The organism is Magnetospirillum molischianum DSM 120, from assembly GCF_000294655.1.
GTDB classification, from domain to species: Bacteria; Pseudomonadota; Alphaproteobacteria; order Rhodospirillales; family Magnetospirillaceae; genus Phaeospirillum; species Phaeospirillum molischianum.
Genome location: NZ_CAHP01000020.1, coordinates 39,441 through 62,851, shown reverse-complemented (window position 1 = coordinate 62,851; position 23,411 = coordinate 39,441). Strand labels below are relative to the sequence as shown.

Sequence of the window (23,411 nt, the reverse complement as noted above, 5' to 3'; positions counted from 1 at the left end):
AGGAATGAAGGCGGCCGGACCTGATCGGGTTCGGCCGCCCTCTTGCCGTTTGAGCGGGCGAACGCTATCGCTCTGCCGTACTTCGAAAGATAGGAAACGCCTGTCATGTCCGTGATGCCCGACAGTTGGATTCGAGAGCAGGCCCATAGCGCCCGCATGATCGAACCCTTCACCGAGAAGCTACAGCGCGACGGCGTGATATCGTATGGCTTGTCCTCTTACGGCTATGACGCCCGAGTCAGCCGCGAGTTCAAGATTTTCACCAACGTCGATTCGGCCATCGTCGATCCCAAGGATTTTTCGTCAGCCAGCTTCGTCGATCGCGACACCGACGTCTGCGTCATTCCGCCGAACAGCTTCGCGCTGGCCCGCACCGTCGAATATTTCCGTATCCCCCGCGACGTCCTGGTGATCTGCCTGGGCAAATCGACCTATGCCCGCTGCGGAATCATCGTCAATGTCACCCCGCTCGAACCCGAGTGGGAAGGGCATGTGACCCTCGAATTCTCCAACACCACTCCGCTTCCGGCGCGGATCTACGCCAACGAAGGCGCCTGTCAGTTTATTTTTCTGAAGGGTCACTCGACCTGCGAAACCTCGTATGGCGACCGTTCGGGCAAATACCAAGGTCAAAGGGGCGTCACCCTCCCCCGGCTGTAGCCCGATGGATGCCCCGTCGCAATGCCCGGTGATCGACTTTCTGGCTAATCCGGCGAACCACGGCGGGGTTCCGGTCGAGCGGATCGACACCCACATTTCTACCTTATTCCTGGCTGGCGACCGCGTTTTCAAATTGAAGAAAGCGGTGCGTCTGTCTTTTCTCGATTTCACCACCCTGACGGCACGACGGGATGCCTGTGAAGCCGAACTGACCATCAACCGCCGCACCGCTCCAGATCTCTATCTGCGGGTTGTGGCGATTACCCGCGAAGCAGACGGGACGCTGGCCTTCGATGGAGCCGGTCCAGCGGAAGAGTGGGTTGTGGCAATGCACCGCTTTGATCAGGCGACCCTGTTCGACCGGATGATCGAGTCCGGCGGCCTCAATACCGATCTGATCGACGGATTGACCGATGCGGTGGCCGCCTGTCATGCCAACGCCCCAATCCGGCGGGACAAAGGCGGGCGCGCCGAGATCGCCAGGGTGATCGACAGCAATTCCGAAGCGCTGCGTGCCTGCGTCCCGGCGATCCTGGACGAAGCCGAGATCAAGGCGCTCGACGCTGCAACGCGGTCTGCGCTCGACCGATTGTCACCGCTGTTGGAGAGACGCCGCGAAGCCGGGCTGGTTCGCGCCTGTCACGGCGATCTTCATCTTGGCAATATCTGTCTGGTCGAAGGTCGCCCGACCCTGTTCGACGCGATCGAGTTCTCGGAAAATTTATCCTGCATCGACCTGTTCTATGACCTCGCGTTCCTGCTGATGGACCTCAACCATCGCGGCCAGCGGGCGTTGGCCTGCCGGGTGATGAATCGCTATCTCGACCGGACTGGAGACTATGACGGGACTGCGGCCCTGCCCTTGTTCCTGTCCCTGCGAGCCGCGATCCGCGCCATGGTTCTCGCCACGTCCGCCGCAGCGACGACTGACACGCCGGTGCGGGAGCGCCAGGGAGCCGAGGCGAAGGCCTATCTCGCCGCCGCCCGCGCCTATCTGGTGCCCCCCCCGCCGCGCCTCGTCGCGGTGGGGGGATTATCGGGGAGCGGAAAATCCCGGCTGGGCCGCGACCTGGCCCCGCTTCTCGGTGTGCCGGGCGCGGTGGTGGTGCGCAGCGACGCCGTGCGTAAACAGCTTCTGGGGGTCGCGCCCGATTGTCGGCTGGGACCGGAAAGCTATAACGAAGCCGTCACCGACCGCACCTATCGAACAATGGTGGAGACCTGCGCCCACCTCCTGGCTGCCGGTGTGCCGGTGATCGCCGACGCGGTCTTTGCAAAGCCAGAACAGCGGGCCACGATTGAGGCCATCGCCACCACGGTCGCCCTGCCCTTCACCGGGTTCTGGCTGGAGGTTGCCCCGGAGATCGCCGCCGCGCGAATCGTGCAGCGGCGCCCCGATGTCTCCGACGCGACGCCCGAAGTACTGTCGCGCCAGCTTACCTATTCGACCGGCCCGATTGCCTGGGCCAGGATCGACAGCGGTCAGGACAAGCCCGCCACCCTGGCTGCTGCCCGCATCCTCCTCGGTTTGTAATACCTCTCCTGCGGCAATGGTGAATTTGCATCGGGGCCACACCAGCGCATAATGACTGGACAAGACTATGGGGGAGGTAACGATGTCTGCGTTCCGAACCATTCTGGTTCCCGTCGGCGATGCCGGTACGACTGTGGGCGTTCTCGACGCCGCACTCACCTTGGGGCGGCGCTTTAGCAGCCATGTCACCGCCCTCCACGTCCGCACCGACCCGGCACTGGCGGTGCCGCTGATCGGCGAAGGATTGTCGGCCGCGATGGTCGATGAGATGATTTCAATGGCCGAAGCCCAAGCTGCCAAGCGGGCAGAGATCGCTCGTCAATCCTTTGAAGCGGCACGCACCCGTTTCGACGCGCCATTGGCTCAGGCTCCAGTTCCGGGCCTGTCGGCGGAATGGATCGATCTGACTGGACGCGAGGAGGACGAAGTGGTCCGCCGGGGTCGGCTCTCCGACCTGATTGTCTGCGGCCATCCCGCCGGAGACGAGGAAATTCCGGCGATGACAACGCTGAACGCCGCTCTCCTGACGGCCGGGCGTCCGCTGTTGTTATGTCCGGCCCGGCCACCGGTCCCGTTCGGCCGTTCGGTCGCCATCGCCTGGAACGGCAGCGCCGAAGCCAGCAGCGCCGTCGCTTGGGCCATGCCGTTCCTGCGCGAGGCCGAAACGGTGACCATCCTAACGGTCACTGAACATGCCTATGGTAGTGTGGCCGCTCCGGCTGGCGAGCTGGCGGCCTATCTGGCTTGGAACGGCATCACGGCTTCGACTTTGGTGTCACAGGCACCGACATCGCAAGCCGCCGCGGAGCTATTGCGCCAAGCCACGACCAGTGGAGCTGATCTCCTGGTGATGGGGGCCTATACCCACTCTCGCCTGCGCCAGTTGATCTTGGGCGGCGTGACCCGCCACGTCATCGACCGCGCGCCGATCCACTGCTTGATGTGCCACTGAGCGAAAAAGAAAGGGCGGCCATAACGGCCGCCCCCCAGCGTCACAACAAAGCCCATTCTCAACCTCTGGATCGAGGTCGTTCCGTGTCATGCACGCCGAAATGCCAGACCCACGGAAGCGGCGGGATTAAGCGCGGCAAGATCGACACGGATCGTTTGGAGGGCTGCCTTGACCCGCTTGCGGGAAGGCGGGTTATCCCCCCCTCCGCCTCTTCCAGGATCAACCGGGCAAGCACGTCTGTACCCAGGGCAATCAGGGTTTCAGGAGAAAGAGAGGTCTTGCCGGCCATGGGGTTCCGTCCCGCTCGAAATTCGAAAATCGGGCACCCCTTGGCAGCAATGTCGGGACGGGGGTCAAGCGCGTGCGGCGAGAGGCTCTCCCGCATCACATACGCTTTCGTGTGTCACCTATGTGTTACCTGCGGCAGGCTGTGGACGCCAAAAAGGCGTTAGCCATGGAGCTAACGCCTTGATTTATATTGAAATGGTGGTTGCGTTGGCTCGCAAGCCCTTTCGTTATAACATCTGGCCTTCGGTGCCTCCGAAATTCCGTCGCCATGTCGAAAATTCCGACCAACTCGCCGCGTAACACCGCCCGTTCGGCCAGCCCGCCAACTCGAAAAAACTTATGACGCAGCCTTTTGAAGGTCAGGCGAACGAACGCCATCGCCGCCAGTTGCGGACCTGGACGCGGGCGTGAAAGCGGGATATTAGTGAGAATGATTGTCACTATCTTTTGGCGCCCGCACCGCATGGCGAAGGAGAGAGGCCATGTCATTTCTGCCACCCGGCCCGATCCAGCCAGAGATCCCCGCCTCGGCTCTGTTGCGCGATGTTTCAGTACTGCGGCTCGATTCGGCCTCGGCCTGCGACCTGATCACACGCCGTCTACAGGACGGGATCGAACTGCTGATATGGCGGGGACGGTTTAGCCGACCGCTCGACATGACTATCCGCGACGATAGCGAGCGAATTCATTTTACTTTCACCCTACGTGGCCGGTCGTGGCTGCGGTTCGAGGATGGCGGCGGGCGCGAGCATCTAGTTGAGGCGGGCGGCAGTTGCATCAGCTTCAATCCCGGCTGCCGGGGTCGGTTCAGCCAACAGGATCAGGTTGAAAGCGTGACGGTGATGATCCGCCCCGATCTGTTCGAGCCGTGGTGCGACGGCATTGATACCTCGCTCCAGCGCGCGCTCGGTTCCGGCCGCTGCGTCGCCGCCGGGCGGGCGGCGGCCGAACTGACGGCGGCAGCGGCTGGACTGGTTGATGGGGCGGAACGACGCCCGCCGCTCTGGCTGCTGGGCCAGAGCCTGACCCTGGTCGGGCTGGCGCTGGAAACCCACACCCCTCCCGCCGCCGTGATCCCGCCAGCAGAACGGCGTAAGCTGGTGCGGGCTCGCGACCGCCTGCTCGCCGACCTCAGCCAGCCGCCGACGATCGCCGATCTCGCCCGCGAGGTTCATCTGAGTGCACCAAGATTGAAACGCGGCTTCCGCCAACTGTTCGACAGCAGCATCTACGGCCTGTTCCAGCGCGAGCGGATGTACGAGGCCCACCACCGCCTGAGCCAGGGAGAATCCTCGGTACTGGGGATCGCCTCCGAACTCGGCTACACCAACGCCAGCCACTTTGCAGCCGCTTTCCGTAAGCAGTTCGGTATCAATCCCTCCGCCCTCAAACGCTCCTCCTGAGTATCCAGGCGGAGTCCGCCTCTTCCGTTTTTGAGCCGATCAGGGTCGGCCCCGGCCCGATCCGGGTGGAGTCCGACTGCGCGCATCCCCGATCATCGCCGCCGATGCTTTCCCCGCGCCGGATGGACCCGATGGCCGACCCTCGAACGCCCCCCACACACAAGAAAAAGGTCGTGGCCCTCGCCCTGGTCGGCGGAGTCGCCGTGCTGATCGCCGCTGGCCAGATCTACCACCAGACCCACGGTCGCTATTTCCAATCGACCAATAACGCTTATGTTCAGGCAGATTCGGTGACGGTCTCCTCTAAGGTCGCCGGGATCGTCGAGCAGGTGCTGGTCCGCGCCAACCAGGACGTCCAGTACGGTGACCCGCTGGTGCGGATCGACGCCCGCGACTACCGCGCCCAGGCAGCCCAGGCCGAAGCCGAGATCGGGATGGCCCGCGCCCAGGCCGATAGCACACGGGCTCAGATCCGCGAGCAGCAGGCGGCAATCGCCCAGGCCCGAGCACGGCTCGACGCGGCCCAGGAAAGCGCCCGCTTTGCCGAGGCCGAGGCGGTGCGCTACGAACCCCTGGTCGCCTCCGGGGCGGAAACCCGGCAGCAACTAGCGCGACTGCGCACCGAGGCGCGTCAGGCCAACGCCGAGTTGGCTGGCCACCACGCCGCGCTGGCCAGCGCCGAACGACGGGTAACCGCACTGGAGGCCGGTGTCGCTCAGGCCGAGGCCCAGGCCCGCGCCGCCGAGGCACGGCTGCGTGTGGCCACAATCAACGTCGAGGCCAGCCTTATTACCGCCAGCACTGATGGCCGAATCGGCAACCTCACCGTTCGCACCGGCCAATACGCCCAGACCGGCCAGCGGATGATGGCGGTGGTGCCGCTCGGCCGGTTGTATGTCGAGGCCAACTTCAAGGAAACCCAGGTCGGCCTGATGCGGATCGGCCAGCCGGTGCGGATCGAAGTCGATGCTCTACCCAACGTCGAGATCGTCGGCCGGGTGACCAGCATTTCTCCCGGCACCGGGGCACAATTCTCGCTGCTGCCACCCCAGAACGCGACCGGCAATTTCACCAAGATCGTCCAGCGGGTCCCGGTGCGGATAGCGATCGAGGCCGCAGCCTCGGTGCAGGCCCTGCTGGTGCCCGGACTGTCAGTCGAGGCCGAGGTCGATACCCGATCGGCCCGCGACGAACTAACCCGGCTGGCCCAGGCGGGCGGAGTGCGATGAACACCCCGGAGCGGGCCGCGCCCGGTGCCTGGCTGGCCGTAATCGCCGGCACGTTGGGAGCCTTCATGGCCACCCTCGATATCTCAATCGTCAACGCCGCCCTGCCGACGATCCAGGGCGAGATCGGTGCCAGCGCCACCGAGGGCACCTGGATCAGCACCGCCTATCTGGTCGCCGAGATCATCATCATCCCGCTCAGCGCCTGGCTGGTCCGCCTGCTCGGGCTGCGCACCTTCCTGCTGCTGGTGGCGGGGCTGTTCACCGCCTTCTCGATCCTGTGCGGTTTATCCACCTCGCTCGAAATGATGATCCTCGGCCGCAGCGGCCAGGGTCTCAGCGGCGGAGCGATGATCCCCACAGCAATGACCATCATCGCCACCCGCTTGCCGCGGCACCAGCAGATGATGGGCAATGCCCTGTTCGGTATGACCGCAATCCTCGGCCCGGTGCTGGGGCCTCTGGTCGGCGGTGCCTTGACCGAGGCGACCAGTTGGCGCCACGCCTTCTTCATCAATCTGCCGATCGGCCTCGCTCTGGGCGCGCTACTTCTAGCCGGGCTGCGGCACGAACGGGCCAATCCCAACCTGATCCGCGAGGCCGACTGGCTCGGCATCATCGGCATGACCCTCGGCCTCGGCTGCCTGACGGTTGTTCTGGAAGAGGGGCAGCGCGAGCAATGGTTTGATTCGCCCCTTATCCTCCGCCTCGCCCTGGCCTCCGGCCTCGGCTTTCTGCTGCTACTGGCCGGGCAGAAGCTGGCGGCCCGGCCGGTAATCCGGCTGAACCTGCTGCTCGATCGTCAGTTCGGCAGCGTGGTGATGATGGGCATCTTGCTCGGGATGGTGTTGTACGGAACCTCCTACCTGATCCCCCAGTTTCTGGCGGCCATTGCCGATTACAACGCCCTACAGGCAGGGCAGATCGTGCTACTGGGCGGGGTGCCCTCCTTGGTGCTGATGCCGCTGACACCGCTGCTGATGCGCAGGCTTGACGTCCGGCTGGCGGTCGGGTTCGGCCTGCTGACGATGGCGGTTAGTTGCTGGCTGGAAACCACCATGACGATCGATTCGGTCGGCTCTGATTTTGCGCTGTCGCAGTTGCTGCGCGGAGTCGGGCAGGTGCTGGCGATCCTGTTCCTTAATCAAGCGGCGATGAGTTCGGTCCCGCCCGAACAGGCCGGCGACGCTTCCGGCCTGTTCAATGCCGCCCGCAACATAGGGGGATCGGTCGCCCTTGCCGGTATCGCCACCCTCCAGGACCAGCGCTTCTGGCTACACAGCCGCCACATCGAGGAAATGGTGTCGGCCAATGCCGAGTCTACCGCCGCCGCCCTCGATCAGTGGGGACAGGGCGATCCCGTCTTAGGTCTGTTCTCTTTGGCCGGCCAAATCCACAAACAGGCATTGGTGATGACCTACAACGATCTGTTCTGGCTGCTGGGCAGCGGCGTCGCCGCCGTGGCCCTGCTGGCGCTGTTCCTGCGTCCCCTGCGCTCCGCGGCGGACTGAGATGACTGATCCACGTCGCCTCGTCTGGCTGGCTCTGGCACTGTGCCTGCCCGGCTGTCTGCTCGGGCCGGACTATGCCGGACCGCCCCCCGTTTTGACCACGGCCACCGGCTTCGCCCGCGCCACTCCGGCCGAGATGGTGCCGCCACCACCACTGACGCGCTGGTGGGAGCTGTTGGCTGACCCACAGCTCGACTCGCTGATGATGCGAGCGCTGGCCATCAACCCCGATCTGGCCGCGACAGTGGCGCGGACCCGTGCGGCACGGGCGGTTCTAGCCGCCCGCACCGCCGACCTGCGCCCAACGGTTGGCACCCAGGCGCTGTACCTGCATGGTCATACGTCCGGGGTCGATTTCGGCGCGATCCGCGACGGTGACAGCGACAAAGACGGGAAGAGCGATTTCGATTATTACAGCCTCGGCTTCAATGCCAATTGGGAGGTCGATTTGTTCGGCCGTCAGCGCCGGGGCGTCGAAGCCGCCACCGCGCAGATCGAGGCGACAGAGGCCAGCCTGGACGATGCCCGGCTGTCGTTATCGGCCGACCTGACGCGGACCTATGTCGCCCTGCGCGACCGTCAGCGGCGGCTGGCCCTGGCGCGGGAGAGCGAGGCCCTTCGCCGCCAAGGGTTCGACCTGCTGCGGCAACGCTACAATCAGGGCATCGCCAGCGAGGTGGAGATCGAGCGCCAGCGGATGCGGATCGAAGAACCACGCATTCGCGCCGCCCAGTTGGAAGCGGAAATAGCAGCACGGCTAGACGCGCTGGCGGTGCTGATAGGAGAAGCCCCAGGCGCACTTGATACCGAACTGGCTTCGCCCACCTCGCCGCCGCTACCTCCGACGACGGTGACGGTGGGAGACCCGGCCACGTTGCTGCGGCGGCGGCCGGATATCCGCGCCGCCGAACGGACGCTGGCGGCCGATACCGCCATGATCGGCATCGCAGCCGCCGCGCGCTTCCCCAAGCTCACCCTGCTCGGTACCCTCGGCGTCGGCGGCACCGACCTGTCCAGCCTGGGTCAACTCGACGATCCGATGCTCTTCGCCTTGCCGCGCATCGAATGGGCTCTATTCGATTTTGGCCGGGCTGAGGCCAAACAGGCCCAGGCCGAAGCTCTGCGCGACGAGACCGAAGCCCGCTATCGCGGCGTGGTGCTAGCCGCCCTGCGCGATGCCGAAGACGCCCTGGCTCTCTTCCAGGCCAGCCGCGAGCGGGTAGCCGGTCAGGCTCGTACCCTGGCGGCAGCCGAACGCGCGGTGAGCCTGCTCCGGCAGCGCGAACAGGGGGGCACCGCTAACACTCTCCAGCGTCTCGACGCCGAGGACCAGCGGGTGACGGCTGCCGCCGCCCTATCCGAAGCCGAGGCTGACCTGACCCGCGATTACGCCGCTTTGCAGACAGCCCTTGGGCTGGGGTGGACAGAGCCCGCTCCAAACAGCGACCATCCAGGAAGGAAAAATACCGATACGGTTAAAGACTAGCACCGTTTCGGCGAGAGAGCTGGACGGAACGGGCCTTATGCTCGCACAGAATTGATAATCAGTCTCGTTCGCACATTGTCGCGGGAGCCCTATCGTCATGAATGTCGCCAAGCTGGTCGGTGAACTGGAAACCTTGGGAGTGGATCTATGGGCCGAGGATGGGCGGCTCCAGTTCCGCGCCCCTAAGGGGCTGTTGACCGAAGAGCGCATGGCATTACTGCGCAGCCATAAGGGGCAAATTCTCGCCCTGCTATCGGCCGATCGCGACGTCACCGTAATCTCCGATCCAGCGGGACGGCACCAACCCTTCCCCCTGACCGAGGTGCAGACCGCCTATCTACTCGGCCGCCAGGATCCATTCGGTCATGGCGGCGTCGCCTGCCACGGCTATCTAGAGGCGATCTATTCCGCCGTCGCCCCCGAACGGCTCGAAGCAGCCTGGAACCAGTTGATCGCCCGCCACGATATGCTACGCGCGGTGATCGCGGCCGACGGTCATCAGCGGGTTCTGGCCGAGGTGCCGACCTATCGTCTCACCGTCAGCGACCAGCGTGGCGTCGCCGCCAGCGCTCTGGCCGGGGATCTGACAGCGACCCGTGCGGCGATGGATCATCGGCTCTATCCAACCGAGGTCTGGCCGCTGTTCGAGTTGCGGCTGACCCGCACCGACGATGGCGACATCCTGCATGTCTCGCTCGACGCGCTGATCGCCGACTGGGCCAGCGCAGGCATCCTGTTCACCGAGTTGACTCTAATTCTCGACGACCGGGGTGATGAATTGCCGCAGATCGAGATCGGCTTCCGCGATTATTTGCTGGCCGAACGACGGCTGCGCGACTCCACCCGCTTTCGCCGCGATCGCCGCTACTGGCTGGAGCGGCTGGACGACCTGCCCCCCGCGCCAGATCTGCCGCGCGCCACGCTCACCGTCCCCGGCCCCGCCCGCTTCGTCCGTCATCACGCTCGCCTGTCGGAGGCGACATGGAATTCGCTGCGCCAGCACGCTGCCGCGCGTGGGCTGACCGCCTCGATCCCGGTGCTGGCCGCCTATGCCGCCGTGCTGCAACGATGGAGCCGACGGCAACGCTTCAGCCTTAACCTGACCCTGCTCAACCGCTTCCCGCTCCATCCCCAAGTTAACGCCTTGGTCGGCGATTTCACCTCGGTAAGCCTGCTGGCCGTCGAAGCGACGGCAGGACGCCGCTTCGCCGAACAGGCGGCACGGCTTGGGGAACGGCTGTTCGACGATCTCGACCACCGCCTGTTTTCCGGGATCGAGGTGATGCGCGAGATGGCCCGTAGGCGCGGCCGCGAGGCAGCCCTGATGCCGGTGGTGTTCACCAGCGCGATCGGACTCGGCGCCCGGTCTGAAAGCGGGCCGCGCTTCGGCCACGGCCTGACCCAGACACCGCAGGTGGTACTCGATTGCCAGGTGCGCGACGACGCCGACGGTCTGGAAATCAATTGGGACGTCCGCCAGGGCGTGTTCCCGGCGGGCATGATCGAGGACATGTTCGCCGCCCTCGGCGATCTACTCGCCGCCTTGGCCGCCGGGGGTGAGGCGTGGGACGCAATCGAGCCGGTGTCGTTGCCGAGCTGGCAGGCAGCGGAACGAGTCCAGGTCAATGCCACCGCCGCACCGCTGCCGGATGGAATGCTGCATCACGGCGTGCTCGCCCAGGCCGTCCATTCCCCCGAGGCAACGGCGGTAATCGCCCCAGGCGGGGATCTGAGCTATGGCGCGCTGGTGCGGCGAGCCGCCGGAGTGGCGGAGGTGCTCCGCGCCAAGGGCTGTGTCCCCGGCAGGCCGGTAGCGATCGTGATGGCCAAAGGAGTCGAACAGGTGGTGGCGGCGGTCGGGGTTCTGTTGGCCGGAGCCGCCTATCTTCCGGTCGAGGCCAGCCAGCCGCGCCAGCGCCGCGACCGGATGCTCGCGAATGCCGGAGTCCAGTTGGTACTGACCCAATCCTGGCTCGATGTCGCCGAGACACTGCCGGCCGACATCGCGGCGGTGGCGGTCGATACGCTCGTTCCCGCCGCCGCCGCGCCACCCCCGGCCGATGCTGGCGATCCTGATCGGCTGGCCTACGTGATCTATACATCAGGTTCGACCGGGGAGCCGAAGGGGGTGATGGTCTCCCATCGAGCCGCACTCAACACCATCGCCGACGTCAATCGCCGCTTTGGCGTCACAGGGGCCGACCGGATGCTCGGACTGGCCCAGTTGAGCTTCGATCTATCGGTCTACGACCTTTTCGGCGTGTTGGGCCAGGGTGCAACCCTGGTGCTGCCCGATCCGGACCGGCGGGCCGATCCCTCGCATTGGGCCGAACTGATCGCCCGCCACGGGGTGACGCTGTGGAATTCGGTACCAGCGCAGATACAGATGCTGACCTCCTACCTGGAAAGCGAGCCGCTTTCCCTGCCCTCGCTGCGGTTGGCGCTGCTGTCGGGCGATTGGATTCCCGTCACCCTGCCCGACCAGATCCGCCGCCTCATCCCCGACCTGACCCTGATCGGACTGGGCGGCGCCACCGAAGCGGCGATCTGGTCGAACTATCACCCGATCACGACAGTCGATCCGACCTGGACCAGCGTTCCCTATGGCCTGCCGCTAGCCAACCAGGGCTTCCGGATTCTAGACGAAGCGCTGCGCGATGCCCCGGTCTGGGTAACGGGGTCACTGTGTATCAGCGGCCAAGGCCTCGCCAGCGGCTATTGGAACGATCCGGTGCTGACCGCCGAACGCTTCTTCCGCCACCCCGTCGATGGCCAGTTGCTGTACCGCACCGGCGATCTCGGCCGCTACCGGCCGGGCGGGGTGCTCGAATTTCTCGGCCGCGAGGACGGCCAGGTCAAGATCCGCGGACATCGGGTCGAGGTGGGCGAGGTCGAAGCCGCGCTTCTGACCCATCCCGCCGTAGCAGCGACAGCGGTTGTGGCAACTGGAGGAGGAAGCACCGAACGCAGCCTGCTTGGCTTCGTTGAGCCAGCGCGGCGACGGCCCGGCGAGGCCGAGGCGGAACGGCAGGACTGGCTGCGGCTCACTCCGGTGGTACGCCGCTTCGCCGAGGACCAGATGCGCGGGATCGAACCGGCCCGGCTGGCCGATTATTTCGCCGCCCTGCGGGAGGCAGCGCTGACCACCATGATGGCGGCCTTCATCGCACGCGGGCTGTTCTCTAGCCCCGATGCCAGCCATGACGTCGAGGAGATCCTGACCAGAACCGGCGTCGCCCCCCGCCATCATTGGCTGGCGCGGCGCTGGCTCGGCCTGCTGGCCGAGGCAGGATGGTTGACATGCGATCCAACGGACGGACGCCATATCCGCCGCCACGCCCCGGTTGACGCGGAAACAGTCGCTATAGCCTGGACACGGGTGGAACAGGTGGGCGAGAACAACGGGCTGTGTACTCCTGCCTTCGTCGCCTATCACCGCGCCCACGCCGAACGCCTGCACGCCTTGCTGTCCGGCGAGCAGACCCCGTTCGATCTGCTGTTCCCCGAAGGCCGTCAGGAAGTCGCCCTGGCGCTGTACCGCGACGATGTCATCTCGCGCCACGACAATCAGGCGGTGGCGGCGCTGGTCAACCGCATCGCGGCACGCCATCCGCGCGGCACCCCGCTACGCTTGCTTGAGTTCGGGGCTGGCACCGGCGCCACCACCCAAGCGGTGATCCCGGTGCTGGAAGGATATGACGCAGAGTACCTGTTCACCGATATCACCCCGTTCTTCCTGGCCGAGGCGCGTGACCAGTTCCGCACCCATCCCTGGGTGCGGTTCGGCCGGGTCGATCTCGACGGCGACCTGCCGACCCAGGGGATCGCCCCTCATTCGGCCGATATCGTTCTGTGCGCCGGGATGCTCAACAGCACCACCGACAGCGCTGCTGCGCTGCAACGGATCGCCACGACCATCGCCCCAGGCGGCTGGCTGATCCTGACCGAGCCAGTGGCCGACCTGCCGCACATCCTGCTGACCCAGGGCTTCATGATGGAACCGGCCGATGGCGACCACTCCCATGGCGGCACCAAGTTCCTCTCGCTCGAACAATGGCGGGAGCTGATCTCCGCTGCCGGGGGCGACCTGTTGCTGGCATTGCCCGAGGAGGAGTCTCCACTGGCTGCGTGCGGAATGCGGATGCTGGCGGCGCGCTTCAAGGTCGAGCGAGAGCGGATCAGCGGTACCGAACTGGCCTCGTCCCTGGCGGCGCGGCTGCCAGCGCACATGGTGCCAGCCCATTTCCAGCCACTCGACCGCCTACCGCTAACCGGCAACGGCAAGATCGACCGTGCCGCCCTTGCGGGCTGGAGTCCGGCGGCTGCGCTCGATCCAGGCACCGCCGAGGCCGAAGCTGGCAACGAGGACCCGCTCACCGCCAAGCTGTGCGCGTTGTGGGCCGAAGCGCTGGGCGGGGGGCGGCTGGAACCGGACGACAATATCTACGATCATGGAGCGGATTCGCTAATCCTTGCCCGTGTGGCCGGACGGCTGCGTGAAGAGGTGGCAGAGGCCCAGGGCTTCGCCTACGACACCCTGCTGCGCCAGATGCTGAACGAGCCGACCGTTGCCGCCCTGGCCCGAGCCTTGCGCTCACCCACTCCCGAGCAGCGGACCAAGGCGGCTGATCCGGCCGAAGCGGTTACGGCCGCGCCAGCGACAGTCGGAAGCAACGCGCTGCTGCTGCCGTTCGGCGGCGGCGAGGGTATCGCCCGAGTGATGTTCCATGCCGCGCTGGGGACGATGGATTACTTCCAGCATCTCGGCCGGAGCATGGCTGCGCAGGAAATCGGGCCGGTCATCGGGGTCGCCGTCGCCGATAGCGAACGCTATCTGGCGCACGCCCCAGCCGAATTAATTGAACGGGTGGCGGATGATTACGCCGCACGGCTGGTCGAGGCCGGTCATACCCGCTTCCAGTTGGTCGGCTATTGCCTGGGCGGTCTACTGGCGACCGAGGTAGGCCGCCGGCTGCTGGAGCGTGGGCTGGAGGTACGCGACCTGACCCTAGTCGATAGCATCCCGATGTTCATCGACACCGACGAAGAACTGGCGTTCGAAGCCATCTTCGTCCCCAACCTCAACCTTGACCCGGTCGCGGCGGTATTCGGCCCCGAGGTTGCCGCCGCCGACGTTTACCGCGCGATTGAGATACTGATGACCCGCCACAACCGGCGGATTCCGGCCGGGGCGATGGGCAGGCTCGACGGTGATCCTGGGCTGGCTGCGGTAGCGGCTGCGGCGCGGAGACAGGCGGCGCGGCCGCAGGACGAGCGCCTCGCCGCCTATGCCCAGGCGATGACCACTCAGGCCGGGGTGCCGGTCGGGCCGGAATTGGTGCCTGCGCTGTTCCGGGTGTGCAGGCACAGCATGCAGGCCGCCCGGTTCGAGCCACCACCCTATCTCGGCGACATGACCTATCTGCGTTGCGAGGAACAGCAATCCTTCGGCATCACCGCCGGGGTTGGACATCTGGCGGTGCCGTTCTGGGAGCGGGTCTGCGTCGGCGCTTTCCGGGTAATCGACGTGCCCGGCAACCATTTCAGCGTGGTCGAACCACCGCATGTCCGGGTGGTAACCGACCATCTCGCCGCCGCGCTGCGGGGAACGTCGTGAGCGGCGGGGCAGAGCATCCGCTGCGAGCGCTGCGGCAGCCGGTTCTGGGAACGATCCGGCTCGGCACCGGGCTAGGCGGGCTGGGGGCACTGACCAGTTTGGTGCCGTTCATCGGTATCGTCGAATTGGGTCGGGCGCTGCTGCGGCCGGAGCCAGCCGGGGCAACCGAACTGCTCACGATCGCCGCCGTGGTGGTGGCCGGGCTGGTCTTCGGCTGGACCTGTACCGGCGGCGGACTGTGGCTGACCCACATCGCCGACCACCGCCTCCAGGCGATCCTGCGACAGGCGCTGGTGCGCAAGCTGGGACAGGTTCCGCTCGGCTGGTATTCCGACCAGACATCGGGAGCGATCCGCAAGGCGGTGCAGAGCGATCTCGACGACCTGCATCATCTGGTGGCCCATCATTATGTCGAACTGGCTGGGGCAATCCTCCTCCCGGCGGGCGGGCTAGCCTACCTGCTGTGGCTCGACGCACGGCTGGCCCTGCTGGCGGTCGCTTCGCTGCCAGTCTACCTCGCCGCCTATGCCTGGATGATGCGCGACTTTGCCGACAAGATGAACCAACTCGACGCCAGCTTCGTCCGAGTCAGCGCGGCAATTGTCGAATTCGTCCACGGCATCGCGGTGGTTAAGGCATTCGGCCAAACCGGCCGAGCCCATCAGGGCTATCAACGCGCGGTCCAGGATTTCAGCGAACGCTATGCGGGCTGGGTGCAGCCATTGCTACGGGTGGAGGCGGTCAGTTCGATGGCGCTGTCGCCCCCGGTGATTCTGCTGGTCAGCCTGGGCGGCGGGGCGGCGATGATCGCCCAGGGCTGGATCGAGCCGATCGACCTGCTGGCCGAGGCGCTGGTGGCGGTAGCCCTGCCGCAGACGATCCTGGTGCTAAACCAAAGCCTGACTGCCGAACGCAAGGCGGCAGCGGCAGCGGCGCGGATCGCCGATCTGCTCGCCACCCCGGAACTGCCGCTCTGTTCCGCCCCACGCCAGCCGGACGGGGGCGAGATCCGGTTCGAATCGGTATCGTTCCGCTACGACGGATCGCGGGCGGTGCTGTCGGACGTCACCCTGCGCTGTCGGCCGGGCACTGTCACTGCCCTGGTCGGGCCGTCGGGTGCGGGCAAATCGACCCTGGCCAAGCTGGTGCCGCGCTTTTACGACGTGACGGAGGGCGCGGTACGGGTCGGCGGTGTCGATGTGCGCGAAATCGCCCCGGACCGCCTGTACCGCCAAGTCGGTTTCGTGTTGCAGGACGCGCAACTGGTGCATGGAACGGTGGCGGACAATCTCCGCCTCGGTCGGCCCGAGGCCAGCGACGCGGAGATGATTGCGGCGGCGCAGGCGGCTCGGATCCACGAGCGGATCCTCGCCCTGCCCCATGGCTATCAATCGATGGTGGGGGAGGAGGCAGTATTCTCCGGTGGCGAGGCCCAGCGCGTGTCGATCGCCCGCACCCTGCTGGCCGATACCCCGGTGCTGATCCTCGACGAGGCGACCGCCCACGCCGACCCGGAGTCCGAGGCGCGGATCCAAGACGCGCTATCGACGGTAGCGCGTGGCCGCACCGTGCTGGTGATTGCCCACCGGCTGGCCACCATCTGCGGGGCCGACCGGATCGTGGTGCTCGAAGCTGGCCGGATCGTCGAACAAGGCAACCATGCCGAACTGCTGGCGGCGGATGGGCTGTATGCCCGGATGTGGCGCTCGGGCGCCGAGGCTGACGCCACCGTGATCGGAGAGACGCCGTGATGCTGCGGGATCTGTCGAAAATTCTCGGACCAGAGCAGGCCGGAGCATTACGGCGCTATCTGATTTGGCTCGTTACCTACGCGGTGCTGGAAGGGGTAGCAATAGCCCTGCTGGTCCCGGTGTTGATGGCGCTGCTATCGCCCGATCCGGCGCGGGCGACGCCGTGGCTGCTGGGCTTGGCCGGGGCGACGGCAGTGTACTGCATCGCCCGCTACCAGCAGACAATGCAGGGCTTCGCCTTAGCGCTGGTGGTGCTGACCAGCCTGCACCGCCGACTGGGCGACCATGTTGCCACTCTGCCGCTCGGCTGGTTTTCCTCGGAGAAGGTCGGCCGGTTGGCTCAGAGCGCCACCGGCGGAACCATGATGGTCACCAACGTGTTCGCCCACCTGCTGACTCCGGTGGCGAGCGGGATACTGACACCAATGACGATCGCGCTGGCTATGCTGCTGTTCGACTGGCGACTGGGACTGGCCACCCTGGCCTGCGGGCCGGTAATCTTCATCGCCCACAGTTGGTCATCGCGCTGGATCGGCCGTACCGAGGAGACGGTCGATGCCGCCGCCGCCGAGGCTGGCAACCGCGTGGTCGAATTCGCCCGCACTCAGCACGTGCTGCGCGCCTTCGGCAGAGCCAGCGAGGGTTATCCCCCGCTCGACGCCGCGATCGCCGCCCAACAAGCGGCAGGCGGCTCGATGCTGCGCAACACCTTCCCGCGCCTGCTGGTCGGGGGGCTGTCGGTCCATCTCGCGTTCCTCGCATTGATCACGACCGGACTCGGGCTGGCGCTGGCCGGTGCGATCGACCCGATCGAACTGGTGGCACTGCTGGCGCTGGCGGCACGCTTCGCCGGGCCGCTGGCCGAGGTAGCGGGACGCAGCGGCCTGCTGCGGATGGCGGCGAACGACCTGCGCAGACTGGCCGAGATCTTCGATCAGCCGCCCCTGCCGCAGCCGACCGCACCGGTGGCAATCACCAGCCCCGGCACGATCACGTTCGAGCGGGTGACGTTTGGCTACCGCCCGGAAGAACCGGTGCTACGCGACCTGTCCTTCACGGTGCCCGCGCGGACGATGACGGCGATCGTCGGCCACTCGGGCTCTGGCAAGACCACCATCACCCGGCTGATCATGCGCTTCTTCGACGTCGAATCCGGCGTGGTGCGGGTGGGCGGGGCCGACGTGCGCGCCTTGTCGAGCGAAACCCTGATGGCTCACCTAGCTCCGGTGATGCAGGACGTCTATCTGTTTGACGACACGTTGGAGGCTAACATCCGGCTCGGCCGACCCGAGGCCAGCGATACGGAGGTGCAGGAGGCGGCACGGCTGGCCGGGGTGGAGGAGATCGTCGCCCGGCTACCACGCGGCTGGGAAACCCCGGTAGGCGAGGCTGGCTCGTTGCTGTCGGGCGGAGAGCGACAGCGGGTGGCGGTGGCACGGGCGGTGCTGAAGAATGCCCCGATCGTGCTGCTCGACGAAGCCACCGCAGCGCTCGATCCGGAGAACGAATGCTACATCCAGGCGACGATCGAACGGCTGCGGCAACGCGCCACCGTACTGGTGATCGCCCATCGCCTGCCGACAATCGCCGCCGCCGACCAGATCTTGGTGATCGAAGACGGAAAGGTGGCCGAGGTGGGGCAACACCGCGACCTGCTGGCCCGCGCGGGCAGCTACGCAGCGTTCTGGCAGGAACGCAGCCGCGCCCATGGCTGGCGGCTGATACCTGGAACGGACGCAGCCCCGGACACCCCTCGCCCCGTCGATGAGGTACCGGCATGATCGGGGTAGTGGGCGGCTATGGCGATGTTGGCGCGGTGGCGGCACATCATCTGGCCGGGCTGGGGCTGGGCCAGTTGCGGATCGGCGGACGCGACATCGCGGCAGCGGCAAGGCTGGCGGAGAGTCTGAGCGGGGCCGAGGCAGCCCAAGTGGATGCTGGCGACGAGGCCGAACTCGACCGCTTCGCCGCAAACTGCCGGATCGTGCTGAACTGCGCCGGGCCGGGGCGGACGATCGGCGACCGGGTGGCACGAGCGGCACGGCGAGCCGGTGCAGATTACGTCGATGTCGGCGGTGACGAGGCGCTAGCGGCCCGGCTCGACCCCACCGCCCTACGGCGCGAAGGCCGGGTCGCGGTCCTGTCGGCAGGAGTGCAGCCGGGCCTGACCGGCCTGCTGCCGCGCTGGGCGGCGCGGCGCGGTTGGAGCCGGATCGACGGTTTGACCAGTTACTTCGGCCTGCGCGACGTCTTCACCACCGTCGCCGCGATGGATTATCTCCAGGCGGTGACGGAAGGGGCTGGCCGGTCGGGGCTGGTATGGCGCAACGGCTGCCATCCCGCAACCACCGTTTGGCAGAGGAACGCAGTGGTGCCGCTGTTCCCGACTCCGTCCACCTCGCTCGCCTACCTGACTCCAGAGGCGGAACGACTGGCACGCTGGCTGCGGCTGGAGCGAGGCACCTGGTATTCTGTGCTATGCGGCCCGCGCATCACCGGCGCCCTCGCCCAGGCTCCCGGACTGGCTCCGGAGGCAGGCGCCCGGCTGCTGCGCGAGGCCAGCCAGTTCGACCTGAGCGGACAGCCCCGCTTCGTGTTGCATCTGCTGCAACTCGACGGCCTGTGCCAGGGGCGGCAGGCAACCCGCACCACTGTGCTGCGCGGCAGCGGCAATGCAGCGCTGACCGGGGTGATGGCGGCGCTGACCGTCGCAGCCGTCGCCCGCGATGCGGTTCCGCCTGGCAGCCATTTCGCAGCCGAGATCCTCGATCCCGACGCGACGATCGACCGGCTGGTGTTGAGCGGAGCGGTGGATTTCCTGACCGAAACCGACGGCCCGATCTCTGCCCTGGCAGACTGCGAGGAGTGCACATTGTGAGAGAGCCAGACGATCTGGCCGCGATCGCCGATCAGGCCGCCTCGGCGGCTCTGGCGGCACGCGGGGCCACGGCGGAAACAATCGCCGCCCTGCCCGACTGGCTGGAGCAGGTCGAACGGATCAGCTTGAGTGCGATCGCCGCCTTGCTCGCCAGTAGTGGTGCACTGCCTGCCGAGGGACCGCCCCGCCGGGCCGAGGCAATCGCCGCCGGTCTGGGCGCGGCATCCCGCCACGGCTGGCTGGTGCACCGCTGGCTGGCCGCGCTGATCCGGCGTGGCTGGCTCAGTCGGAGCGCAGAAGGTGGCCTGGGCTGGATCGCTCCGCCAGCACACTTCGGCATAGACCCGGCCGGGCTGGACCCGGCCTATCACGCACTGGGCTTCCCCCCCACGATGGCAACGGCGCACCGAGCGGCACTGGAATGCCTGGGTGCGCTGGTACGCGACGACATCACCCTGCAACACCTGCTGTTCCGCGATGGTGACGTGCTGGCCGCACTGGCCGCTTATCAGGATAATCTGTTCACAGCAGCCCTCAACGCCGCAGCAGCAGCCCTGGCCGCCCGACTCCCTCGATCTCGCCTACTCGAACTTGGTGGCGGGGCTGGCCTGACCACTGCCGCGGCACTACGGGCCTTGGCAGGCTCGGCTGCCAGCTACCGTTTCACCGACGTGTCGCGCTTGTTCACCGTAGCGGCGGAACGACGTTTCGCTGGCACGCCGGGGCTGATCTGCACCCCGCTCAACATCGACGAGGACTTTACTGCCCAGGGCGTTGCCCCCGACTCGGTCGATATCGTGCTGGCTGGCAACGTCCTGCACAACGCCCGCGACCTAGGGGCGACCCTGGGCTGGATACACCGCAGCCTGACCCCGGACGGCTGGCTGATCTTGACCGATTCGATCCGCGAAACCGACGCGATCCTGACCTCGATGCAATTCCTGTTGTCGCCTCCGCAGGGTGGACCACCCCCAGGCGGCCGCGACCGGCGCCCATGCGGCCAAGCCTTCCTCGACGCGACCGGCTGGGCCGACCAACTGGCCGCCGCCGACTTCACCCTGTGTCTCGCCCGACCCGATCCGGCCTCGCCACTGGCCACCGCCGGGCAATGTCTCCTCCTCGCCCAGAGTTCCCGATGACCTCCCTCCCCCTATCCCTGCCCGACCAGATCCTGACAGCGCTCCGCCAAATGGGCTCACGTCCTGCTTTGTCTTCGGGCGAACGGAACTGGAGCGGTGCCGACCTCGCCGCGTTGTGCGACAGCGCCACCGCCCGGCTGGACTCCCACCCCGGCGACAGCCTGCCGTGGCCGCCTCCCGCCGCCGACGATCCGACCCTGCTGCCGACACGGCTAGCGGCTTTGCGTCTCGGCCTGACCCCGGACGAGATCTCCTCCGTCACGAACGAAGGAGGACGTCGGAGTGTCTGTTCCCTGGACGGGTCCGGGCGGCAGCAGAACGACGAGGCAACTGCAATCCGCTATCTGAGCGACCATTTTCCACCCGGCAGCCGACTGACAGTGCTTGCCCCGCTGGGTGGATTGGGGAGTGATGCAGCGCTGGCCTGCTGGCGCAGCGGCGGCCACGTCCTCCACCAGCCGGGAGCTGACTCCTCGCCCGGCCGGGCGCTGCGACAGCTTGAACAGAACCCGACCGAAGTGGCAGCGCTATCTGCCCCACTGCTGCGCGCCCTATCGCACCATCCGGCGCTGGCATTGGCCGATTTCGGACCGCTGCGGCACATCCTACACGACGCAGGAACCTTGAGTGCGACCGAGACCGCACCCTGGCGCAACCGCGACATCACCCTGATCGGCCCGCCCCTCGCCACCTCGACGACGGATTGGCTGGCTGAAGCCGAAGCGGCGGTCGAGACAGATATGGCCGAATTCGACTTCGCCGCCGCCGTGACCACGGTGGAGCGACTGGGCTATACGGCCCTGCTGTCGATGCTAAACGCGCTGCAACGGCGCGGTCTGTTCACCCAGCCCGAGGCGCGCCACGACACGGCCGAGATCCTGCTCCGGGCCGAGGTGGCAGAGGAACACCAGCCGCTGATCCGGCGCTGGCTGCGGGTGCTGGAGGAACATGGTCTGCTGCACCGCAACGGCGCGAGATGGCGGGCGGTACCAGCGGTAGCGGACTATACCGACGACGCGCTGGCGCGGGCCTGGGATGGACTGGAGCGAGACTGGCGCATCGACACCGGCGGCAGCGGCACCATCGCCTATGCGCGCAGCAACACCGAATGCCTGCCCGACCTGATGGCCGGTCAGGTGCGGGCGGTGCATCTGCTGTTCCCTGAAGGTCGCACTGATCTGGCCTGCGCTCTATACCGCGAACCCGTCGCCGCCCGCTATCAGCACCGCACGGTGGCAGCGGTGGTGAGCCGGATCGCCGCTGATTGGTCCGGCCCAGGTCCGCTGCGGCTGCTGGAGGTAGGGGCTGGCACTGGGGCGACTTCGGAAACGCTATTGCCAGCACTGGCAGCGACCGGCAGCGCGTTGGAATACTGGTTCACGGACGTATCGCGCTATTTCCTCGATCAGGCAGCGGGATGGCTAGCGGCCTATCCCTTCGTCCGACGCTGCCGGTACGACATCGACCTCCCCCCGATCACCCAGGGCCAGGCCGCCGGTTCATTCGACGTCGTGATCGCAGGCGGAGCGCTCAATGCCGCCCGCGACACCGACGCCTCGGTCGGCTGGCTGCGCGAACTGCTACGCCCAGACGGCTGGCTGGTACTAACCGAGCCGACGATCGAGGAAGTGTGGGTGATGGCCTCGCAGGCCTTCATGCTGGCCGAGGCACACGACGGCCGCCGCCACACCGACGCAACCTTCCTGTCGCTGCCGCAATGGCACGCGGTGCTGGACAGGGCCGGACTGCGCCGGGTTGCTACCCTGCCCCGGCCCGATCATCCGCTGGCGCGGCTGGGACACCTCGTCTTCCTCGCCCAGGCCGGGCAGGAGGAGCCGACATGAGCCCGGCCCGGCCTAAGCCCCGGCGGGTGGTCGTCGCGGGAACGGCATTCGGCAGGATCTATCTCGATGCCATCGCCTCGGCACCTGACGAATTCACCCTGGCCGGAATCGTGGCGCGGGGCAGTGAGGAATCGTGCCGTCACGCCACAGAACGCGGAGTGCCGCTCCACACCTCGGTCGCGGCGGTGCCCAACGACATCGACCTCGCCTGCGTGGTCGTGCGCTCGGGCGTAACGGGCGGGGCTGGGGCTGAGCTGGCCCAAGCCCTGTTGCGACGGGGCATCCCGGTGTTACAGGAACATCCAGTTCATGTCGCCGAGATCACCGCCGGACTCCAGGCGGCACGACTGGGCGACACCGCTTACGCGGTCAACACCCTGCACCCCAACCTCCGCGCCGTGCGCCAGTTCCTCGCCGCGGCCGCTCATCTGCGTCGGCATCATCCTCCGCGCTTCCTCGACGCCGCCTGCAACAGCCAGTTGGCCTATCCCCTCCTTGACATCCTTGGCCGGGCAGTGGGCGGGCTGCGGCCCTGGTCGTTTCACGATGCACCGCTACGTCCCGGCCCTGCGGCCCCATTCCTTACCCTGGCTGGCACGGTCGGCGGTGTGCCGCTGACACTACGGGTGCAGAATCAGGTCCATCCCGACGACCCCGACAACCATTCCTTCGTGCTGTACCGGGTCGCGCTCGGCTGCGACGCCGGAGTGCTGACCCTGGCCGACCTCCAGGGGCCGGTGCTGTGGACGCCCCGGCTGCATGCCCCACGCGACGCTACCGGCCGACTGCGGATGAACGGTCCCGGCACCGAGCGGCTGGCGGTGGCCAGCACCTCGATTCTAGGCGGGGAAACGCCTGCCAGCTTTCACCAGATGTTCGCCCAGACTTGGCCGGAAGCGGTGCTGGTCGCATTGCGCGGGCTGGCGCGGGCCGTCGATGATCCGGCGGCGCGGCAGCGGGAAGTGTCGTGGGCGCTCGACGTGTCGATGGCCTGGCGCGACCTCACCGGACGGATCGGCCTACCTGAGATCATCCGCCCGACCGAACCGATGCCACTGGCGCTCGATGAACTGGAAGCGGCAGTCCGAGCGGTCGAATAGAGACCACGCGACGATCGTGGAC

Annotated in this window: 14 protein-coding genes; all 14 read left to right on the top strand. The window is 66.8% G+C overall.

Annotation, left to right across the window (positions count from 1 at the left end; translation table 11 throughout):
- The first annotated feature begins 105 nt into the window (after positions 1–105).
- The 14 genes from dcd (at position 106) to PHAMO_RS07725 (ending at position 23,389) form a co-directional block, all read left to right on the top strand.
- On the top strand, positions 106–660 hold the full coding sequence (gene dcd, locus PHAMO_RS07790; RefSeq protein ID WP_002728116.1) for a dCTP deaminase: 555 nt from the start codon (positions 106–108) through the stop codon (positions 658–660).
- Positions 602–2,194 carry a bifunctional aminoglycoside phosphotransferase/ATP-binding protein gene (locus PHAMO_RS07785; protein ID WP_235720813.1) on the top strand — a complete coding sequence of 531 codons (1,593 nt, stop codon included), beginning with the start codon at positions 602–604 and terminating at the stop codon, positions 2,192–2,194. Before dcd ends, PHAMO_RS07785 begins: the two co-directional genes overlap by 59 nt.
- An 82-nt stretch (positions 2,195–2,276) precedes the next feature.
- Complete coding sequence (locus tag PHAMO_RS07780; RefSeq protein WP_002728114.1) at positions 2,277–3,146, top strand: universal stress protein; 870 nt, start codon at positions 2,277–2,279, stop codon at positions 3,144–3,146.
- Between the two features lie 770 nt (positions 3,147–3,916).
- Positions 3,917–4,837, top strand: coding sequence for a helix-turn-helix transcriptional regulator (locus tag PHAMO_RS07775; protein WP_002728110.1), 921 nt, complete (start codon positions 3,917–3,919; stop codon positions 4,835–4,837).
- 131 nt (positions 4,838–4,968) lie between these two features.
- Positions 4,969–6,066 carry an HlyD family secretion protein gene (locus PHAMO_RS07770; RefSeq protein ID WP_002728108.1) on the top strand — a complete coding sequence of 366 codons (1,098 nt, stop codon included), beginning with the start codon at positions 4,969–4,971 and terminating at the stop codon, positions 6,064–6,066.
- The gene (locus PHAMO_RS07765) at positions 6,063–7,574 is read left to right on the top strand and encodes an MDR family MFS transporter (protein WP_002728107.1); all 1,512 of its coding nucleotides are present in this window, start codon (positions 6,063–6,065) and stop codon (positions 7,572–7,574) included. Before PHAMO_RS07770 ends, PHAMO_RS07765 begins: the two co-directional genes overlap by 4 nt.
- A gap of 1 nt (position 7,575) precedes the next feature.
- Positions 7,576–9,060: an efflux transporter outer membrane subunit gene (locus tag PHAMO_RS07760; RefSeq protein ID WP_002728106.1), complete on the top strand. Its 1,485-nt coding sequence runs from the start codon at positions 7,576–7,578 to the stop codon at positions 9,058–9,060.
- Positions 9,061–9,157: 97 nt separating this feature from the next.
- Positions 9,158–14,677, top strand: coding sequence for a non-ribosomal peptide synthetase (locus PHAMO_RS07755; protein WP_002728105.1), 5,520 nt, complete (start codon positions 9,158–9,160; stop codon positions 14,675–14,677).
- Positions 14,674–16,428, top strand: coding sequence for an ABC transporter ATP-binding protein (locus PHAMO_RS07750; protein ID WP_002728104.1), 1,755 nt, complete (start codon positions 14,674–14,676; stop codon positions 16,426–16,428). The genes PHAMO_RS07755 and PHAMO_RS07750 overlap by 4 nt, the downstream gene beginning before the upstream one ends.
- Positions 16,428–18,209 carry an ABC transporter ATP-binding protein gene (locus tag PHAMO_RS07745; protein WP_040566450.1) on the top strand — a complete coding sequence of 594 codons (1,782 nt, stop codon included), beginning with the start codon at positions 16,428–16,430 and terminating at the stop codon, positions 18,207–18,209. The genes PHAMO_RS07750 and PHAMO_RS07745 overlap by 1 nt, the downstream gene beginning before the upstream one ends.
- Positions 18,206–19,306 carry a saccharopine dehydrogenase NADP-binding domain-containing protein gene (locus tag PHAMO_RS07740; RefSeq protein WP_002728102.1) on the top strand — a complete coding sequence of 367 codons (1,101 nt, stop codon included), beginning with the start codon at positions 18,206–18,208 and terminating at the stop codon, positions 19,304–19,306. The genes PHAMO_RS07745 and PHAMO_RS07740 overlap by 4 nt, the downstream gene beginning before the upstream one ends.
- Positions 19,303–20,445 carry a class I SAM-dependent methyltransferase gene (locus PHAMO_RS07735; protein WP_051002402.1) on the top strand — a complete coding sequence of 381 codons (1,143 nt, stop codon included), beginning with the start codon at positions 19,303–19,305 and terminating at the stop codon, positions 20,443–20,445. Before PHAMO_RS07740 ends, PHAMO_RS07735 begins: the two co-directional genes overlap by 4 nt.
- A complete protein-coding gene (locus PHAMO_RS18470; protein ID WP_051002401.1) occupies positions 20,442–22,289 on the top strand; it encodes a class I SAM-dependent methyltransferase in 1,848 nt (615 codons plus the stop codon). Before PHAMO_RS07735 ends, PHAMO_RS18470 begins: the two co-directional genes overlap by 4 nt.
- Positions 22,286–23,389 carry a Gfo/Idh/MocA family oxidoreductase gene (locus tag PHAMO_RS07725; RefSeq protein WP_002728098.1) on the top strand — a complete coding sequence of 368 codons (1,104 nt, stop codon included), beginning with the start codon at positions 22,286–22,288 and terminating at the stop codon, positions 23,387–23,389. Before PHAMO_RS18470 ends, PHAMO_RS07725 begins: the two co-directional genes overlap by 4 nt.
- Positions 23,390–23,411: the final 22 nt, after the last annotated feature.

Bases quoted from the DNA above. Each gene is read 5' to 3' on its own strand.
- PHAMO_RS07775 (WP_002728110.1), top strand. From the start codon at position 3,917: ATGTCATTTCTGCCACCCGGCCCGATCCAGCCAGAGATCCCCGCCTCG.
- PHAMO_RS07780 (WP_002728114.1), top strand. From the start codon at position 2,277: ATGTCTGCGTTCCGAACCATTCTGGTTCCCGTCGGCGATGCCGGTACG.
- PHAMO_RS07745 (WP_040566450.1), top strand. From the start codon at position 16,428: ATGCTGCGGGATCTGTCGAAAATTCTCGGACCAGAGCAGGCCGGAGCA.
- dcd (WP_002728116.1), top strand. From the start codon at position 106: ATGTCCGTGATGCCCGACAGTTGGATTCGAGAGCAGGCCCATAGCGCC.
- PHAMO_RS07760 (WP_002728106.1), top strand. From the start codon at position 7,576: ATGACTGATCCACGTCGCCTCGTCTGGCTGGCTCTGGCACTGTGCCTG.
- PHAMO_RS07755 (WP_002728105.1), top strand. From the start codon at position 9,158: ATGAATGTCGCCAAGCTGGTCGGTGAACTGGAAACCTTGGGAGTGGAT.
- PHAMO_RS07770 (WP_002728108.1), top strand. From the start codon at position 4,969: ATGGCCGACCCTCGAACGCCCCCCACACACAAGAAAAAGGTCGTGGCC.
- PHAMO_RS07765 (WP_002728107.1), top strand. From the start codon at position 6,063: ATGAACACCCCGGAGCGGGCCGCGCCCGGTGCCTGGCTGGCCGTAATC.
- PHAMO_RS07785 (WP_235720813.1), top strand. From the start codon at position 602: ATGGCGACCGTTCGGGCAAATACCAAGGTCAAAGGGGCGTCACCCTCC.
- PHAMO_RS07725 (WP_002728098.1), top strand. From the start codon at position 22,286: ATGAGCCCGGCCCGGCCTAAGCCCCGGCGGGTGGTCGTCGCGGGAACG.
- PHAMO_RS18470 (WP_051002401.1), top strand. From the start codon at position 20,442: ATGACCTCCCTCCCCCTATCCCTGCCCGACCAGATCCTGACAGCGCTC.
- PHAMO_RS07740 (WP_002728102.1), top strand. From the start codon at position 18,206: ATGATCGGGGTAGTGGGCGGCTATGGCGATGTTGGCGCGGTGGCGGCA.